General features: G+C 46.3%; 13 protein-coding genes. 2 read left to right on the forward strand and 11 right to left on the reverse strand.

Annotation, left to right across the window (positions count from 1 at the left end; translation table 11 throughout):
* Positions 1-528 precede the first annotated feature (528 nt).
* On the forward strand, positions 529-2193 hold the full coding sequence (gene asnB / locus L5M37_RS01600) for an asparagine synthase B (RefSeq protein ID WP_105252850.1): 1665 nt from the start codon (positions 529-531) through the stop codon (positions 2191-2193).
* A gap of 183 nt (positions 2194-2376) precedes the next feature.
* Here asnB and L5M37_RS01605 read toward each other — a convergent pair whose 3' ends face one another.
* The 3 genes from L5M37_RS01605 to L5M37_RS01615 all read right to left on the reverse strand — a co-directional run bounded on the left by L5M37_RS01605 (position 2377) and on the right by L5M37_RS01615 (position 8144).
* Positions 2377-3477 carry a patatin family protein gene (locus L5M37_RS01605; protein WP_263199133.1) on the reverse strand — a complete coding sequence of 367 codons (1101 nt, stop codon included), beginning with the start codon at positions 3475-3477 and terminating at the stop codon, positions 2377-2379.
* Between the two features lie 243 nt (positions 3478-3720).
* Positions 3721-5967 (reverse strand): TonB-dependent siderophore receptor, encoded by a 2247-nt coding sequence (locus L5M37_RS01610; RefSeq protein WP_263199397.1) that lies wholly within the window; start codon positions 5965-5967, stop codon positions 3721-3723.
* A gap of 386 nt (positions 5968-6353) precedes the next feature.
* Positions 6354-8144, reverse strand: a complete 1791-nt coding sequence (locus L5M37_RS01615) for an acyl-CoA dehydrogenase C-terminal domain-containing protein (RefSeq protein WP_263199136.1) — start codon at positions 8142-8144, stop codon at positions 6354-6356.
* 246 nt (positions 8145-8390) lie between these two features.
* Between L5M37_RS01615 and L5M37_RS01620 the strand changes: the two genes are divergently transcribed.
* Positions 8391-9239 carry a D-hexose-6-phosphate mutarotase gene (locus L5M37_RS01620; RefSeq protein ID WP_263199138.1) on the forward strand — a complete coding sequence of 283 codons (849 nt, stop codon included), beginning with the start codon at positions 8391-8393 and terminating at the stop codon, positions 9237-9239.
* Between the two features lie 203 nt (positions 9240-9442).
* Here L5M37_RS01620 and L5M37_RS01625 read toward each other — a convergent pair whose 3' ends face one another.
* From L5M37_RS01625 to L5M37_RS01660, 8 genes are all read right to left on the reverse strand, one after another.
* Entirely contained in the window at positions 9443-10318 is an 876-nt protein-coding gene (locus L5M37_RS01625; RefSeq protein ID WP_263199140.1) for an NAD(P)-dependent oxidoreductase, read from the reverse strand.
* A gap of 168 nt (positions 10319-10486) precedes the next feature.
* Complete coding sequence (locus tag L5M37_RS01630) at positions 10487-10966, reverse strand: acyl-CoA thioesterase (protein WP_105252855.1); 480 nt, start codon at positions 10964-10966, stop codon at positions 10487-10489.
* A gap of 117 nt (positions 10967-11083) precedes the next feature.
* Positions 11084-11452, reverse strand: a complete 369-nt coding sequence (locus tag L5M37_RS01635) for a hypothetical protein (RefSeq protein ID WP_028760367.1) — start codon at positions 11450-11452, stop codon at positions 11084-11086.
* A gap of 232 nt (positions 11453-11684) precedes the next feature.
* Complete coding sequence (fabF, locus tag L5M37_RS01640) at positions 11685-12923, reverse strand: beta-ketoacyl-ACP synthase II (protein ID WP_006087466.1); 1239 nt, start codon at positions 12921-12923, stop codon at positions 11685-11687.
* A 236-nt stretch (positions 12924-13159) separates the two neighbouring features.
* On the reverse strand, positions 13160-13393 hold the full coding sequence (acpP, locus tag L5M37_RS01645) for an acyl carrier protein (protein ID WP_006081231.1): 234 nt from the start codon (positions 13391-13393) through the stop codon (positions 13160-13162).
* A gap of 164 nt (positions 13394-13557) precedes the next feature.
* On the reverse strand, positions 13558-14304 hold the full coding sequence (fabG, locus tag L5M37_RS01650; RefSeq protein WP_006081230.1) for a 3-oxoacyl-ACP reductase FabG: 747 nt from the start codon (positions 14302-14304) through the stop codon (positions 13558-13560).
* Positions 14305-14313: 9 nt separating this feature from the next.
* Positions 14314-15240: an ACP S-malonyltransferase gene (gene fabD, locus L5M37_RS01655; RefSeq protein ID WP_263199141.1), complete on the reverse strand. Its 927-nt coding sequence runs from the start codon at positions 15238-15240 to the stop codon at positions 14314-14316.
* Between the two features lie 62 nt (positions 15241-15302).
* Positions 15303-16262 (reverse strand): beta-ketoacyl-ACP synthase III, encoded by a 960-nt coding sequence (locus tag L5M37_RS01660; RefSeq protein ID WP_006081228.1) that lies wholly within the window; start codon positions 16260-16262, stop codon positions 15303-15305.
* Positions 16263-16269 lie beyond the last annotated feature (7 nt).

Genomic DNA, 16269 nt, shown 5'->3' on the forward strand with positions numbered 1-16269 from the left:
CTGCGAAATAAAGCGCCAGCTGAATAAAGCGTCTCCTCCACCAGCCAAAGCGCCAAACAAGACCTACAAGCACGTGAACCATTCACGTGCTTTTTTTGTTTTCAGCTCACAAACAATGCCGTTATCGCGAAATATCCATCCTGCCACACAATTCTGAATAGGCTTATGCCATTGGTTAATGCCAAACTCAGCGCATTAATTGATTAAAAATAAAACACTTAAACGGGACAACTCATTATTTAAGGTCTTTTTTAGCGGTTTTTCTATCATCGATACTTTTTTAAAACACATTGTGAATTCCCCAAAACCCCTCATGCCAAATCAGATAATAAAAACAAATCATCAAAAATAACGCAAATTAAATGAATTATTCTCAAATAAAATCATTAAACATAAACATCTAAATCAACAAAAACACCAATAAACAGATAAAACGTCAAAAATAGTGTTTGGCAAATGCCTAAATAGCTGGCACATTAAACCTCAATTGAGACATCCTCAAATGACAGACAGTGTGGGAGTTGTACTATGTGTTCAATCTTTTCGATTTTAGATATCCAATCTGATGCCAAAGAACTGCGCCAAGTCGCGCTAGAAATGTCTAAGCTAATGCGCCACCGTGGCCCTGACTGGTCAGGTATTTATGCCAGTGATAAGGCGATTCTTGCCCACGAACGTTTAGCGATTGTTGACATTGAACACGGTGCTCAGCCGCTGCTGACTGAAGATGGCAGTTTGATCCTCGCGGTCAACGGCGAAATCTATAACCACAAAGAATTGAAAGCCCAGCTAGGCGATAAGTACAGCTATCAAACCAACTCTGACTGCGAAGTAATCTTGGCGCTGTATCAAGAATACGGCACTGAATTTCTTGATAAATTAAACGGTATCTTCGCCTTTGTGTTATATGACAAAGCCCAAGACAGATACCTTATCGGCCGCGATCACATGGGTATCATCCCGCTATATACAGGCCGTGACGCTGCGGGTAACTTCTATGTTGCCTCCGAAATGAAAGCCTTGATGCCAGTGTGTAAAACGGTAGAGGAATTCTTACCGGGCCAATATTTGTACTCAAGCGATGCCGCCGCGGTGAAATACTACACTCGCGATTGGCAAAGCTATGATGCGGTTAAAGATAACCCTGCCAGCCAAGAAGAATTGCGTGACGCATTAGAAGCAGCGGTCAAACGTCAATTAATGTCAGACGTACCCTATGGTGTGTTGCTGTCGGGCGGCTTAGATTCATCGATCATTTCCGCCGTGACACAAACCTTTGCTAAACGCCGCATTGAAGACGATGGCGAAACCAACGCTTGGTGGCCACAGTTACATTCCTTTGCCGTCGGCCTTGAAGGTGCGCCGGATTTAATCGCCGCCAAAAAGGTCGCCGAAGCGATTGGTACGATTCACCATGAGATCCATTTCACCTTCCAAGAAGGCTTAGATGCGATTAAAGAAGTGATTTATCACTTAGAAACCTACGATGTCACCACCATACGTGCTGCCACGCCAATGTATTTAATGGCGCGTAAAATCAAAGCCATGGGCATTAAGATGGTGTTATCGGGTGAAGGTGCTGACGAGCTATTTGGCGGCTATTTATACTTCCATAAAGCGCCAAACGCACAGGCATTCCACGAGGAATTAGTCCGCAAACTCGATAAGCTGCATCTGTTCGATTGTCTGCGAGCCAACAAAGCCATGGCCGCTTGGGGATTAGAAGCTCGCGTGCCCTTCCTCGATAAAGAGTTTATGGATGTGGCAATGCGCATCAACCCTGAAGCGAAAATGTCTAAGGATGGCCGTATTGAGAAACACATTCTGCGTAAAGCCTTTGAGCATAAATTGCCAAAAGAAGTGGCATGGCGTCAAAAGGAACAATTCAGTGACGGCGTGGGCTACTCTTGGATTGACGGTTTGAAAGAACAAGCGGCAGCGCGTGTGGATGATTTACAATTGGCGAACGCGAAATTCCGTTTCCCATACAACACACCAGAAACCAAAGAAGCCTACTTCTATCGCTGCTTCTTTGAGGAACATTATCCACTGAGCGGCGCTGCAGAAACGGTTCCAGGTGGTAAATCCGTCGCCTGTTCAACGCCAGAAGCATTGGCTTGGGACGAAAGCTTACGCGGCATTATCGACCCATCAGGCCGAGCAGTGCGCTCAGTGCACACCTCAAGTTATTAATAGCCTAACCTTGAAGGACTAGGTTGATGAGCTAGATTGATGAGCTAAGTTAATTAATTAGATTGATGAACTGGTTAAAACTGCAAACCACAAGCGCCACCCTAGGGTGGCGCTTGTATTTTAATGCTTTTTACTTTTATTGCTTACTCACGTACAAAATGGTGACTTAGCTAAAATACCAAACTAGGCCGACAACGCACTGAATGGCTTGATTTGAGAGTGGGCTTGAATGTGGGTTTGAGTGTGAGCGTTGGTTTGCACTTGAGTTTGAAAATAAGCATTACCCTGCGTCAACGCCATCGGATCTAGGCTTAAAAACTGCTTTCCAGCACTCAGCCCCGCATGATAATCATGGCGTAAATCCGCATCGGTACTGCCCAGCAATTTACTTTGCAAATTTTCAGCAGCAAAAATCTGCACTATCTCCACATCCTCTGGCGGATTAGCGATGAAATCCAATTCATCCTGATAGGCTTGTTCGTGCTGCACTAAGTAATCTATGGTTTTCGGACAAAAGCCAGAAACACAAATCCAAGATTTTAATTTGTGAACCCAAGCCGATTGCGCCTGAAAATCCTCGCTCACAGTACGGATCACCACAATTTTGCGGGCACCACGACGATAGGCCTCACGCACAGGTAAAGGCGCTGCTAAACCGCCGTCGAGATAAAAATCACTATCAATACCTTCGCTTAATGCTGTGCCGTGACCAGAGGCGCTATGATTAGCCGCGCCGTTATTACAGGCGTTGTCACTCAGCCAAGGCGTGAGTTTCACCCCTTGTTTATATAAAAATGGTAATGCGCTAGAAGCTTTTAGCAATTCGCGCCACTGGCCTTTACTGCTTGGACTTAAAAAATAACCTTTGCGATCACTGGCATTAGTGGTGGTGATCAGTAACTGCCGATGACCGAGTGAGGCTGTCGCCGCGTTAAGATCTAATTTAAACATCCCTTGTCGAGTCTGCTCAAAATACCAATCTAAATCGACTACATTGCCGCCGACTAACCCGCGACCGAGTCGATAGAAGCGTTTATGGCGCGATAAACCGCGGATTAAGCGTTTGGCATAACCCTTTTGGCGGGCCAAAAAACTGCTGAGATTCTGTGAACCTGCTGAGGTACCGATAAATAAATCAAAGGGATCGAATCCGCCATCAAGCCAAGCATCGAGCACGCCTGCGGTGAATATACCGCGCTGACCACCACCTTCTGCAATCAGGGCCACCTGTGGGCTAGCGTTAGATTGAGGGTCTTTGGAGGCTAAGTGGCTGACGGCGTGCATAGGAAAACCTTATCGAATAATTCATATAAGGCGAGTCTAAACAAGCTGAATCAGAAAGGATAACGGATAGAAACTATCATCTTAATAGGTAAACACTATTAAGATGATAAGTCACACAAGGTTAATCCATGCTAAATGCACGAATACAGACAGAGAGCTACGGCGGTTATTCGCGCAAGATTAACCCATTCGCTCCAGCTTGCTCATAATCCTTAACGAACAAGCTATTTTTACATCAATGCATTAAAACTTATGACTCAGTTCAAGCGAGATATTACGCGGCTCACCGGGGAAATGGCCATTACGCTCGCTAAAACCACTGACGGCATATTCTTTATCGAAGATATTTTTAAGATTTAAGCGAACTTGAGTTTGATCCCACTGGGTCGTCCAGCTCATGTCAAAAATCGTATGGGGCTTCACCGTTTGGCCATCGAGGCTGAACTGCTCGCCCACATAGTCCATACCAAAAGCAATCGCCGAATCGAGTGCATTGATATCGTAACGGGTCCATATCCCTGCTTGATGGCGCGGCGCATTGGCAAAGTGCTTACTATCAAACGTATTGGTTAAACTATCGTTTGTTACCCCTTTAACCACTTCGGTCTCGTTATAGGCATAGTTTGCCGTGACGGTCAGGTTATCGGTTAAATCCCCCACCAGCGTCCATTCAAGGCCTTGACTGTGTACTTCACCCAAATTAAGTAAAGCGGGAATACCATCGTCATCGCCAGTATCTAAAGGGTTAGCTTGGGCGACATTTTGTTTTTCAATGCGATACACAGCAAGCGTGGTCATAAACTGGCCATCAAGCCATTCATTTTTCATCCCAAGTTCAATTTGATTGCCCGTTTCTGGATCGAGGAAACCGTCACCAATATCTTCTGCTTGATTGGTTAAAGATGCTGGATTGAAGCTCTCTGAGTAATTCAAATAAAAGGACATTGAATCAATTGGGCGATAATTAAGCCCTGCTCTTGGCGTTATCGCGTTATCGCTGAAGGAGAAACCAGTATTTTTATCATAATCATCAAACTGGCTAAAACGCAGACCAGCAATTAATGACCACTGTTCATTAAAGTGCAGATGTTCCTGTACATAAATGCCGTAACGGTTAGCGCGGGTACCATCGGTATTTTTATCCTTCAAGTTGTAACTATTAGGGTTGGTTTCACCATAGTTAAGGTCAAAAATATTCAGGTTACCAACACCATCCTTATCAGTCGCCAATTTGTACTGATATTCGGTTTCGACATAGTGATAGTCGCCGCCGAACAGGAATTCATGTTCAAAACCTAAAACATCGAATGCATAGACAAAATCATTGGTTAAACTGATTTCATCATTAGCCCGTGCTTGAACTCGGTATTCACGCTTAATGGTGCCATCACCCATAATGGGCTTTTTATTGGCATCTAAGGTCGCCCAACCTCTCGATTCATGATATTGCTGCGTCGAATCATTATTCAGATAACGGATCTGAGTCTTGACCGAGAAATTATCGGTAAATTGATGATCGAGAATCGATTGCAGCACCAGTGCATCCATCTTCTGGAAGTCACTCTTCTCATTGGCATTATAGGATGGCGCAACCAGGAAGTTACCGTCATTATCGACAGGAACGCCGCGCAGTCGATTGCCACCTAAATCCTGCTTAATAATATCGAAAGTGGTAGTAAGCTTGGTATCATCACTGATTTCGTAGAGTAACCCACCCGCCACTTCGGCATTTTGACTATCGGCATTATTTCGAAAGCTATCTTCCTGCTGATAATAGGCGCCAAAGCGATAGGCAAGATTTTGGGTTAAGCCACCGGTGAAATCCAGCGAGCCGCCCATCATATCCTCGCTGCCCGTACTTAAGGTCAGCTCTTTACTCTCGACAAAGGTTGGTTTTTTAGTGACATAGTTAATCATGCCGCCGGGTTCACCGCCGCCATAAAGTGCGGATGCAGGACCTTTTAACACTTCAACCCGCTGCACATTAAAGAGTTGCGGCACAGAAAATCCCGAATAGGGATCGCCCCTTACCCCATCATAAAAAACGTTGGCATCGTCGCGGAAACCGCGAAAGGTCACGCCCGAATAACTAAACTCACTCACGCCCGCGATAGAGCGGTATAAATCGGTAATATTGCGCGCCGCTTGGTCGACGATTAACTGCTCGGTCAGCACTTGCACCGACTGCGGCAATTCCATCACATTAATCGCCGTCTTAGTGCCAACTGTCGTTTCTTTATCGACGTACATTTGCATTGCACGGCCATGGACAGCAATACGCTCAGGTGCTGCGAGTGTTATCTCCCCATCGGCTGCGGATTGAGTCGATGCAGGACTGGGGACTGGTGAGCTCGTAGACAAGGTCTGCTGTGGAGCCTCTTTATCGAGTACGGTTTCAGCGGCAAATGCCGACTGATGTTGAGCGAGTGCAAGTGCGATTAATGAGTAGGCGAAACGAGTCTTCACAGAATGTCCCCAGCGCGAGCGCATAAAAATGGCATAAACCAAAGGGTTTACAAATGTATTCAAACGAATTGGCCGTCATTATAAAGAATGATTTACGAATAACAACGATTATCATTTGAATTTACATAAATGTGAAATCTGTTAGGTAAATAGCTAGCGTCAGCTCACAAAACCCTTGTTGTGTTTGGTTATGACTAAAACGAAAAGAGCGTCAGTAGCACGGACCTTAGATAGAAGTTTTAATGTGGGACAAGCAAGAGACTCACAGTATCGAGCTCAATACTGGCGTGGAACCTAAGAATGAAAACAAGTTAAAGATTTAAACTATACAAAAATAAAAACCAGTGACAATGCGCTGGTTTTTGAGCTGTTCTTAAGCAAAGGCTTCACTCAGCCTATAAGGTGAATGCTTAAAAGATAGCTTCATCCAATTGAGTTAGCATTTCACTCGCCTGCTCAATTTGCTTACGCAGACTGCGACCTTGCACCGCCCAGTAAGCCATGTAGAAATCAGCAGTTTTCAATTTAGCTTGGTAAAACGCGGTTTCTTCAGTGCCCTGCTCCAGCGCCGCTAATGCCACCGCGGCACTTCTGGCCCACATCCATGCCAGTGCAGTCACCCCAAACAACTCCAGATAAGCCATAGAGGCTGCGCCGATAATGTCAGGATTGGTCGCTGCTTGTGCAGCTAAATAACCGCTAGCCTTTTGCAAATCACCCGCACAATCCATTAAACCACTCACGTAGGGTTGCATCGCCGCATTGGTGCTATGTGACTTAATAAACTCAGTCACTAACGCCGACCATTGCTGCATGGCCGCGCCGCGGTCGCTAAGCAGCTTACGCCCCACTAAATCCAATGCCTGGATACCGTTAGTGCCTTCATAAATCAGTGCAATACGGCTATCACGCACAAATTGTTCCATACCCCACTCATGAATATAACCATGTCCACCAAACACTTGCTGTGCATCGACACAGGCATTAAAACCACGGTTAGTGATAAAACCTTTCACCACTGGCGTGAACAGTGCCGCTAATTGGGAGGCAACTTTGGCTTTGGCGGGATCGGTATGACGCTCAGCTTCATCGAGCCACAAAGCTTGTTGTCCAACTAAGGCTCTTGCGCCTTCATTAAAGGCTTTTTGCGACAGCAACATGCGGCGCACATCGCCGTGAACCAAAATCGGATCGGCGGCTTTTTCTGGGGCTTTGGCGCCACTTAAGGCGCGGCTCTGTAATCTGTCTTTGGCATAGGCTAGCGCATTTTGATAGGCAATCTCAGAGACACCCAGACCTTGCACGCCAACGCCTAAACGCGCTTGGTTCATCATAGTAAACATGGCGCGCAGTCCTTGGTGCGGCTCGCCGACAAGCTCACCCAGCGCAGCTTCAAATACCATCACACAAGTTGAGTTACCGTGAATGCCCATCTTATGTTCAAGGCCACTGGCATATAAAGTGTTCGGTGCGCCTAAACTACCATCGTTATTCACTAATACTTTAGGCACGGCGAACAAAGATATGCCCTTCACGCCTTCAGGTGCATCGGGCAAACGGGCTAATACGAGGTGCACTATGTTGTCGGTGAGTTGATGATCGCCTGAGGAGATAAAAATTTTTTCGCCAGTAATGGCAAAAACGCCTTCGGATACTGGCACGGCTTTCGTGCGTAATAAGGCTAAATCAGTACCCGCGTGGGACTCGGTCAAGTTCATGGTCCCAGTCCATTCACCGCTGACCAGTTTACTCAAATATTTTTGCTTAAGCGCATCACTGCCGTGGGCATAGATGGCGGCATAAGCGCCATGGGTCAAACCGGGATACATGGCAAAGGCCATGTTAGTTGCCGTTTGTATCTCAGTGGCAAAAATCCCCACTACTTCTGGCAGGCCTTGGCCGCCATATTCAGGATCGCAGGTCAGCGTTGGCCAGCCATTATCGACAAACTGCCGATAGGCATTATCAAATCCTTCCGGGGTAATCACCTTACCATCGACCAACTTACAGCCTTGCAGATCGCCGACACTATTGAGCGGCAGCATGACTTCAGTACTAAAGTCAGCCATACCTTGCAGGATCGCATCAACGAGATCTGGATCGATTTCATCGAACCCCTTGAGAGCATCTTGCTGATAAATATGTAACATTTCATCGAGGATAAATTGATAGTCGCGCAGCGGCGCTTGATAAACTGGCATAATCGCTTCCCTTTTCTTGTTAGACTGCAACTCAACTAAGTGATCTGACCACTTTGGTGCTCTGACCACTTTAGCTAAATCTGCCGAAAAAGAAAGCACCCCAACGGCCAGCAAAGACTTTTGTTTACACAAACGAACAGCGAAACCGTAAATTGATCGCAACAAAGCCTTATGTTATCGCGGAAAACTTTGTAAGCTAACTGCCTGTTTTTCTGATATGCCAGCAGAGTTAAGGATATTGTTACTATGGGTTCTGTCACTACTAAAAAGCACGCCAACGGGCTCGATTATGTCGAAGTGAATACGGCGTTATGTCAGGCAAGAATTTTTTTGCAGGGCGCGCAAATAGACTATTTTCAACCCGTAGGCAAACCACCTTTGCTGTGGGTTTCATCGGCTGACGATTATCAACCCGGTAATGGGATCCGTGGCGGTGTCCCCTTATGCTGGCCTTGGTTTGGCATGAGTAGTGAAGCGAACTTTCCCCAACACGGTTTCGCCCGTACCCGTATTTGGGCGCTGGAATCGGTAGAAATGCGTAATCAGTTAGTGGATTTACGTTTTAGCTTAAAAATCAGCGAGCAAGATAAAATCTATTGGCCGCATAACACTGAGGTCAGCGTGTTATTCACCCTGGGCGACACTCTAAACATTAGCTTAGTGAATACCAACCTAGGCGATGAAACCGTTACGCTGACCCAAGCGCTGCACAGCTATTTCCCGATTGAGGATATCCACCAACTCAAAGCCAGCGGTTTTAGTGGCGCTAAATACATCGAATTTGCCGAGGGGCCTTACCCGCAAACTACGGATGAAGTGCGCTTTGATCGCGAGACAGATCGTGTCTATACCGATCTCGGCCCTGCGCAGTTATTGCATACGCCGCAGGGGATAATTGAAGTCAGCCGCGATAACAGCCAATCCGCCGTATTATGGAATCCATGGATTGAAAAGTCACAACGCCTTGGCCGGTTTAATCCAGAGGATTATCTGACCATGGTCTGCCTAGAAGCGGCCAATGTATTAGAAGATAAAGTCGTGCTCGCGGCAGGTGAAACCCACAGTTTAGTGACCCATATTCGCTGGAAAGACTAACGATTAAATATCCTAGCTCTTAATATCCTAGTCAAAAAACGATACACAAAAATGCCCAGTCCTATTTGCCAACGCAGTCGGGACTGGGCATTTTTATCATTGCAAAACCTATCACTGCGAAACCAGAGTGTTTATCACTCCGAAACCAGAGTTTTATCACTACGAAACCTAAGTTTTTATAACGATAAAACTTAAGGTAAAGCTTATTTCGCCGTTTTTTCTAAGCGCGCCAGCAAGCTAGACGTATCCCAACGGTTACCGCCCATGCCCTGAACTTCTGAATAGAATTGATCCACCAAAGCGGTCAATGGCAAGTGTGAACCATTGCGGCGAGCTTCTTCTAAGGCTATGCCTAAGTCTTTACGCATCCAATCGACGGCAAAACCAAAATCATAGCTCTGGCCCCACATCGTCTTGTAACGATTTTCCATTTGCCAGCTTTGCGCCGCGCCTTTGCTGATCACTTCAATGACTTTCTCACCATCGAGTCCCGCTTTACGGGCAAATTGCAGCGCTTCTGCCAAACCTTGCACCACACCCGCGATACAAATTTGGTTCACCATCTTAGTTAACTGACCTGCACCAACCTCACCTAAACGCTCGGCGCAGCGGGCAAAGGCTTCAATCACGGGTTTAACACGCTCAAATACCGCTTCATTGCCGCCGACCATCACAGTCAAGGCGCCATTTTCAGCGCCCGCTTGACCGCCAGACACAGGCGCATCGAGGAAATCAATGCCCTTTTCCGCTAACACTTGATGAAGCTCACGAGCGACATCGGCCGAAGCCGTAGTATGGTCAACCAGCACAGTGCCCTTTTCCATCCCATGAATAACGCCATCACTGCCTAATACCACTTCCCGCAGGTCGTTGTCATTGCCCACGCAAGTAAACACAATATCTTGACCCTCTGCCGCTTCCTTTGGTGTTGGACAGCAGCGACCACCATAGGTGTCGACCCAAGTTTGCGCCTTGGCAAAAGTACGATTATAAACAGTGACCTCATGGCCTTTGTTCAGTAAATGCCTCGCCATGGGATATCCCATTACGCCTAAACCAATAAATGCGACTTTTGCCATGAGCTGATCCTTAAATAGATAAACAAAATGAATCGATTCAAAATAGTGGCCGCAGTTTAACATCCATCAACGGTAACGTCAGAGTGAAATCGGAGCGAGTGATAAACGCACTTTTCGCTAGAAACAACAAAGGCGCCTTAAGCGCCTTTGCTGATTTAATTTATGGGGCTATTTCACCACATGGGCTTCCATTTCGGCGCCAATCTTTTTACGCATTTCCATCAAGCGCAGTGCAGAATCCCGCAAATGAATATCATGTTCCGTCTGTGGTATCCACTCAGGCACTGGCGTAGGTAGGCCATCTTCATCAACTGCTACCATGATCACAATACAATGGGTGGTGAGATGACGCTCAGAAACTTTAGGATCGCCCGCTCGCACATCGATACCGATATGCATAGAAGTTTTACCCGTATAAATCACTTTTGCGCTAACTTCAACAATATTGCCCACCAAAATGGGTTGCACAAAACGAATACCGCCCGCATAAGCAGTAATACAATATTTACCGCTCCAGCCCGCTGCACAGGCATAGGCCGCGAGATCGATCCACTTCATCACAGCGCCGCCGTGAACTTTACCACCAAAATTCACATCCGCAGGCTCTGACAAAAATCTCAGGGTACTTTGTCTATCTATACCAGCCATATAACCTCAACTTATTCAGCCACTGTGGCTCAATGTTTCGTGCAATAGGCTGAGTTTACGATAGAAAGCCCCATTAGCGTAAAAATAATTACGATTGACCTCGTCAAAAAATTCGATTTAACCAAAGTGGCTAATAAGCACGCAGCAAAGCAATAAACTCGGCAACGCTAAACGATAAATCCATAGCTGAAATTCACTACTGACGAAACGCGTACCCTTAGCAAAAGTGTAAACGCCTAAGCCAAACATAAAGAAACCAAGCACTTCGAGGCCCGAAGACATATTGCTATCGCCACCGACGTTAATCGCCGTCACCAATAAGGCAAACCAAACCACCACGTAAGCAGCGATTGCTAAGGTAAAAGTCTTGATCCCAATGTCCATGTTTGGATGCCACACTTTAAACTCACCACGGATCAATTCGGTCAGATTGGCAGTTAATGCGCCAATGAGGGGAACAAGCGGGATCACCGCGGGATTTAACATGACACACTCCATTAAGATTGAATATGTCTGTCATTATCTGTGGTCATTAGAATTAAACAAGCTTGATGAACAAATGTTAACACTATGGATATCATACAGTTAGAAAGTGACATCAATCACAATAAAGTCATAAGATAACGGAGTTCAACTCACATGAGCAATGAATTTGCCCCATAAAAAATGCGCCCTCAGGCGCATTTTTTCACTGTTTTTTACACCATAAATGCGTGTTTTACACTTTCTTGAACAGTAATGAACCGTTAGTCCCACCAAAACCGAAGGAGTTACACAGAGCGTAATCCATCTTCACGTCACGGGCTGTATGGGCAACAAAATCTAAGTCACAACCTTCATCTGGATTATCCAAGTTGATGGTTGGCGGTACGGCTTGGTCGCGCAGTGCTAGCAAAGTGAAAATCGCTTCAACCGCGCCCGCAGCACCTAACAGGTGACCCGTCATCGATTTAGTCGAGCTAACCAGTACTTTATAAGCGTGGTCGCCAAATACTGACTTAACCGCTGCCGCTTCCGCTTTATCACCCGCTGGCGTCGACGTACCGTGGGCATTGATATAACCAATTTGCTCCAGTGATAACTTAGCGTCATTAATAGCATTGACCATAGCCGCCGCAGCGCCTGCTCCGTCGCTTGGAGGCGATGTCATGTGGAACGCATCACCGCTCATACCAAAACCGACTAATTCGCCGTAAATGGTCGCACCGCGCGCTTTTGCGTGTTCGTACTCTTCCATCACCATCACACCAGCGCCATCACCGATCACAAAACCATCACGGTCTTTATCCCATGGACGGCTCGCCGCAGTCGGATCGTCATTGCGTGTCGATAATGCTTTCGCTGCACCAAAACCTGCCACGCCTAAAGGAGAAGTGACATCCTCAGCACCGCCGGCAACCATCACGTCTGCATCACCATAGGCAATGGTACGCGCCGCGAAACCGATATTATGCACGCCCGTAGTACAAGCGGTCGTCACGGCGAAATTTGGCCCTTTCATGCCAAACATGATCGACAAGTGGCCCGAAATCATATTGATGATGGTACTAGGTACGAAAAAAGGAGAAACCTTACGCGGGCCACCATTCATCAATGCGCTGTGACCTTGTTCAATCAACCACATACCGCCCATACCCGCACCAATAGCAGTACCGACACGACCAGGGTTTTCTTTACTCATGTCCAGACCTGAGTCTTGGATAGCTTGGATGCCAGCCGCCATACCGTATTGAATAAAGAGGTCCATCTTACGGGCGTCTTTTTTCGTTACGTATTGCTCAACATCGAAATCTTTTACTGAACCACTGAAACGAGTGGTAAATTCACTGGCATCAAATTTGGTTATCGGTGCAATACCACTCTTACCCGAAAGCAAAGCCTTCCAAGTAGTATCGACAGTATTGCCCACTGGAGTTACTAACCCCAAACCGGTTACCACTACACGACGTTTAGACACGGCAGTCACCTTTAAATGCTAATTTGTTAATTCAGATAGAGGACACAGGGTTTTCTATCATTAGACAATTTCTTAAATAATTTTTATTTAGAAAAATTCGCCAATCTGCGGCGAGCATCTCGTGGATAACAATTAAAACACGATCCAGAGACGATTGAATGGCACGGAGGCAGAATTTGACGGGGGTAAAACAAAAACAGGCGGCAAAAATGCCGCCTGTCTTCAAGAATTCAGAATTACTGATTCTTAGAAACGTAGTCGATCGCTGCTTGAACAGTAGTGATCTTTTCAGCTTCTTCATCAGGGATCTCGGTATCAAACTCTTCTTCCAGAGCCATAACCAACTCAACAGTGTCCAGAGAATCTGCACCCAGATCGTCAACGAAAGATGCCGCTGGCTTAACGTCTTCTTCTTTAACGCCCAGTTGCTCTACAATGATTTTCTTTACACGTTCTTCGATGTTGCTCATTAGTTTTCTTTCCTATTCAAATTACGCACTTGCGTAAGATTGCGAGTAGTTTATTAGATTTGGCTGACAATGCAAGCTTAGTTTTCGTGGTCTAACCACGAAATTTCACTATCAATTGATACAGATCACTACTCAGTTGCGACAGAAATCCCTGCCATTCGCCCTTAAACCATGTACATGCCGCCATTCACATGCAAAGTTTCGCCTGTGATGTAAGCGGCTGAGTCCGAGGCCAAAAAGAGCACTGCATTGGCAATTTCTTGCGCTTGCCCTAATCGTTCCATCGGAACCTGTGACATGATAGCTTTTTGCTGCTCTTCGGTCAGCTCATCTGTCATATCGGTCTGGATAAATCCAGGAGCGATAGCATTAACTGTAATTTGACGAGATGCAACCTCTCTTGCAAGAGATTTTGTAAATCCAATCAAACCCGCCTTTGCTGCCGAGTAGTTAACTTGACCTGCATTGCCCATGGTGCCTACCACTGAACCGATATTGATGATTCGGCCAAAGCGCTTTTTCATCATGGTACGCATCACAGGTTTTGACAGTCTAAATAACGATGTCAGGTTGGTGTCGATAATATCCTGCCATTCATCATCTTTCATCCGCATCAGCAGATTATCACGGGTTATACCCGCGTTGTTGACTAGAATATCAACATCACCCGCTTTTTCTTTGATCGAGGCGAATAAATGTGTAACAGATTCACTATCTGTGACATTAAGCACTAAACCAAAACCTTTGTCACCCAGATATTCTTGGATCGCCGCAGCGCCCTTCTCACTGGTTGCGGTTCCAATAACCACGGCGCCCGCTTCGACCAATGTCTCAGCGATCGCACGGCCAATACCGCGGCTCGCACCTGTCACCAAAGCCACTTTGCCTGTTAAATTCAGGTTGAAACTCATATAAACTCCTTACTCAGTTAATGCTGCTAATGAAGCAACATCATTAACCGCTTGGGCTGATAGTGATTTATTAATTCGTTTTGCTAATCCTGTCAATACTTTACCAGGACCACATTCCACCAGTTGGGTAATGCCTTTTTGGGCCATTAGCTCAACAGTTTCGCTCCAGCGGACAGGACAATATAACTGACGCACTAACGCATCTTTAATGTCATCAGCAGAGGTGGGTGATGCCACATCAACGTTATTAATCACAGTAATTGTTGGGGTATTAAACTGTACATCGTTTAATGCCACGGCCAGTTTATCCGCCGCAGGTTTCATTAATGCGCAGTGTGATGGCACGCTGACAGGTAAAGCCACCGCCATTTTAGCGCCCGCGGCTTTACAAGCTGCTGCAGCGCGCTCAACTGCGTCTTTTTGACCTGCAATGACCACTTGACCAGGACTGTTAAAGTTAACTGGACTCACCACGTCACCTTGAGCCGCGTCGGCGCAGGCATTAGCGATACTCTCGTTGTCCAAACCGATAATCGCATACATAGCACCCGTGCCAGCTGGAACCGCTTGCTGCATCAGTTGACCACGTAATTCCACCAACTTAATCGCGTCTTTAAAATCCATCACACCCGCGCAAACTAAAGCAGAATACTCGCCTAAGCTGTGACCCGCGAGTATAGCTGGCATAGGTTTGCCTGAAGCCACGTAGGCACGCCAAATCGCCACGCTCGCCGCTAATAGGGCTGGTTGAGTTTTATCGGTTTCATTTAAGCTTTCAACAGGACCTTGCTGAACCAATGCCCACAGATCATAACCTAAGACGTCACTCGCCTCAGCAAAGGTTTGTCCAACAACAGCATGAGATTCGGCAAGCTCGGCTAACATGCCTAGGGCTTGTGAACCTTGACCCGGAAATACAAAAGCAACATTTTCCATATTCAAATTACCTATGGCTAACTTAATTTATTGAAAAATCATGTGGAACACACATGTAGAACTTAGAAACGAATGAGCGCACTGCCCCACGCAAACCCAGCACCAAAGGCCTCAAGCAGCAGTAGTTGTCCGCGCTGAATACGGCCATCACGTACGGCTTCATCCAATGCAATGGGCACTGACGCGGCAGAAGTATTACCGTGTTTAGCTAAGGTCAATACGACTTTATCAAGACTCATATCGAGCTTTTTAGCGGTAGCATTGATAATTCGGAAGTTAGCTTGATGTGGCACTAACCAGTCAATTTCTGACTTATCGATATTGTTAATGCGTAACGTCTCAGTCACCACATGGGACAATTGAGTCACAGCCACTTTAAAGACATCGTTGCCTTTCATGGTCATAAAACCGACCGCTTCAGAGGTTTCGCCTTGGCGTGGTGGGAAAGCGCATTTCAATAAGTCACCTTGGCGACCGTCGGCATAAATGTGGGTCGAAATGATCCCTGGCGTTTCGGATGCGCCTATCACAACCGCGCCCGCACCATCACCAAATAAAATAATCGTTGAACGATCTTCTGGCTCACATAAGCGAGACAGTACATCGGCACCAATCACTAATACTTTTTTAGCCGCGCCCGTTTTTACAAATTGATCGGCAACAGATAAAGCATAAACAAAGCCTGAACACGCCGCTGCGATATCAAAAGCTGGAATGGTATGCACGCCAAGCATGGCTTGAATTTCACAGGCCGCAGCCGGAAAAGCATTAGGAGCACTGGTGGTGCCGCAAACGATCATGTCTAAATCTGATGCTTCTATGCCAGCCATTTCTAGCGCTTTTAATGCCGCTTGGTAGCCCATAGTTGAAACGGTTTCATCGAAAGCCGCAATGCGACGTTCTGATATACCTGTACGTTCAACAATCCATTGGTCAGTGGTTTCCACCATTTTTTCCAAATCTTGATTGCTACGCACCTGCACCGGTAGATAACTACCAGTTCCGAGAATTTTTGTATGCATAAGGAGG

This window comes from Shewanella sp. SM69 (genome assembly GCF_025653985.1).
Classification (GTDB): Bacteria; Pseudomonadota; Gammaproteobacteria; order Enterobacterales; family Shewanellaceae; genus Shewanella; species Shewanella oncorhynchi.

Bases quoted from the DNA above. Each gene is read 5' to 3' on its own strand.
- acpP (WP_006081231.1), bottom strand. From the start codon at position 13,393: ATGAGCAACATCGAAGAACGTGTAAAGAAAATCATTGTAGAGCAACTG.
- L5M37_RS01620 (WP_263199138.1), top strand. From the start codon at position 8,391: ATGGGTTCTGTCACTACTAAAAAGCACGCCAACGGGCTCGATTATGTC.
- L5M37_RS01615 (WP_263199136.1), bottom strand. From the start codon at position 8,144: ATGCCAGTTTATCAAGCGCCGCTGCGCGACTATCAATTTATCCTCGAT.
- L5M37_RS01610 (WP_263199397.1), bottom strand. From the start codon at position 5,967: ATGCGCTCGCGCTGGGGACATTCTGTGAAGACTCGTTTCGCCTACTCA.
- L5M37_RS01605 (WP_263199133.1), bottom strand. From the start codon at position 3,477: ATGCACGCCGTCAGCCACTTAGCCTCCAAAGACCCTCAATCTAACGCT.
- L5M37_RS01635 (WP_028760367.1), bottom strand. From the start codon at position 11,452: ATGTTAAATCCCGCGGTGATCCCGCTTGTTCCCCTCATTGGCGCATTA.
- L5M37_RS01660 (WP_006081228.1), bottom strand. From the start codon at position 16,262: ATGCATACAAAAATTCTCGGAACTGGTAGTTATCTACCGGTGCAGGTG.
- fabG (WP_006081230.1), bottom strand. From the start codon at position 14,304: ATGAGTTTCAACCTGAATTTAACAGGCAAAGTGGCTTTGGTGACAGGT.
- L5M37_RS01630 (WP_105252855.1), bottom strand. From the start codon at position 10,966: ATGGCTGGTATAGATAGACAAAGTACCCTGAGATTTTTGTCAGAGCCT.
- fabD (WP_263199141.1), bottom strand. From the start codon at position 15,240: ATGGAAAATGTTGCTTTTGTATTTCCGGGTCAAGGTTCACAAGCCCTA.
- L5M37_RS01625 (WP_263199140.1), bottom strand. From the start codon at position 10,318: ATGGCAAAAGTCGCATTTATTGGTTTAGGCGTAATGGGATATCCCATG.
- asnB (WP_105252850.1), top strand. From the start codon at position 529: ATGTGTTCAATCTTTTCGATTTTAGATATCCAATCTGATGCCAAAGAA.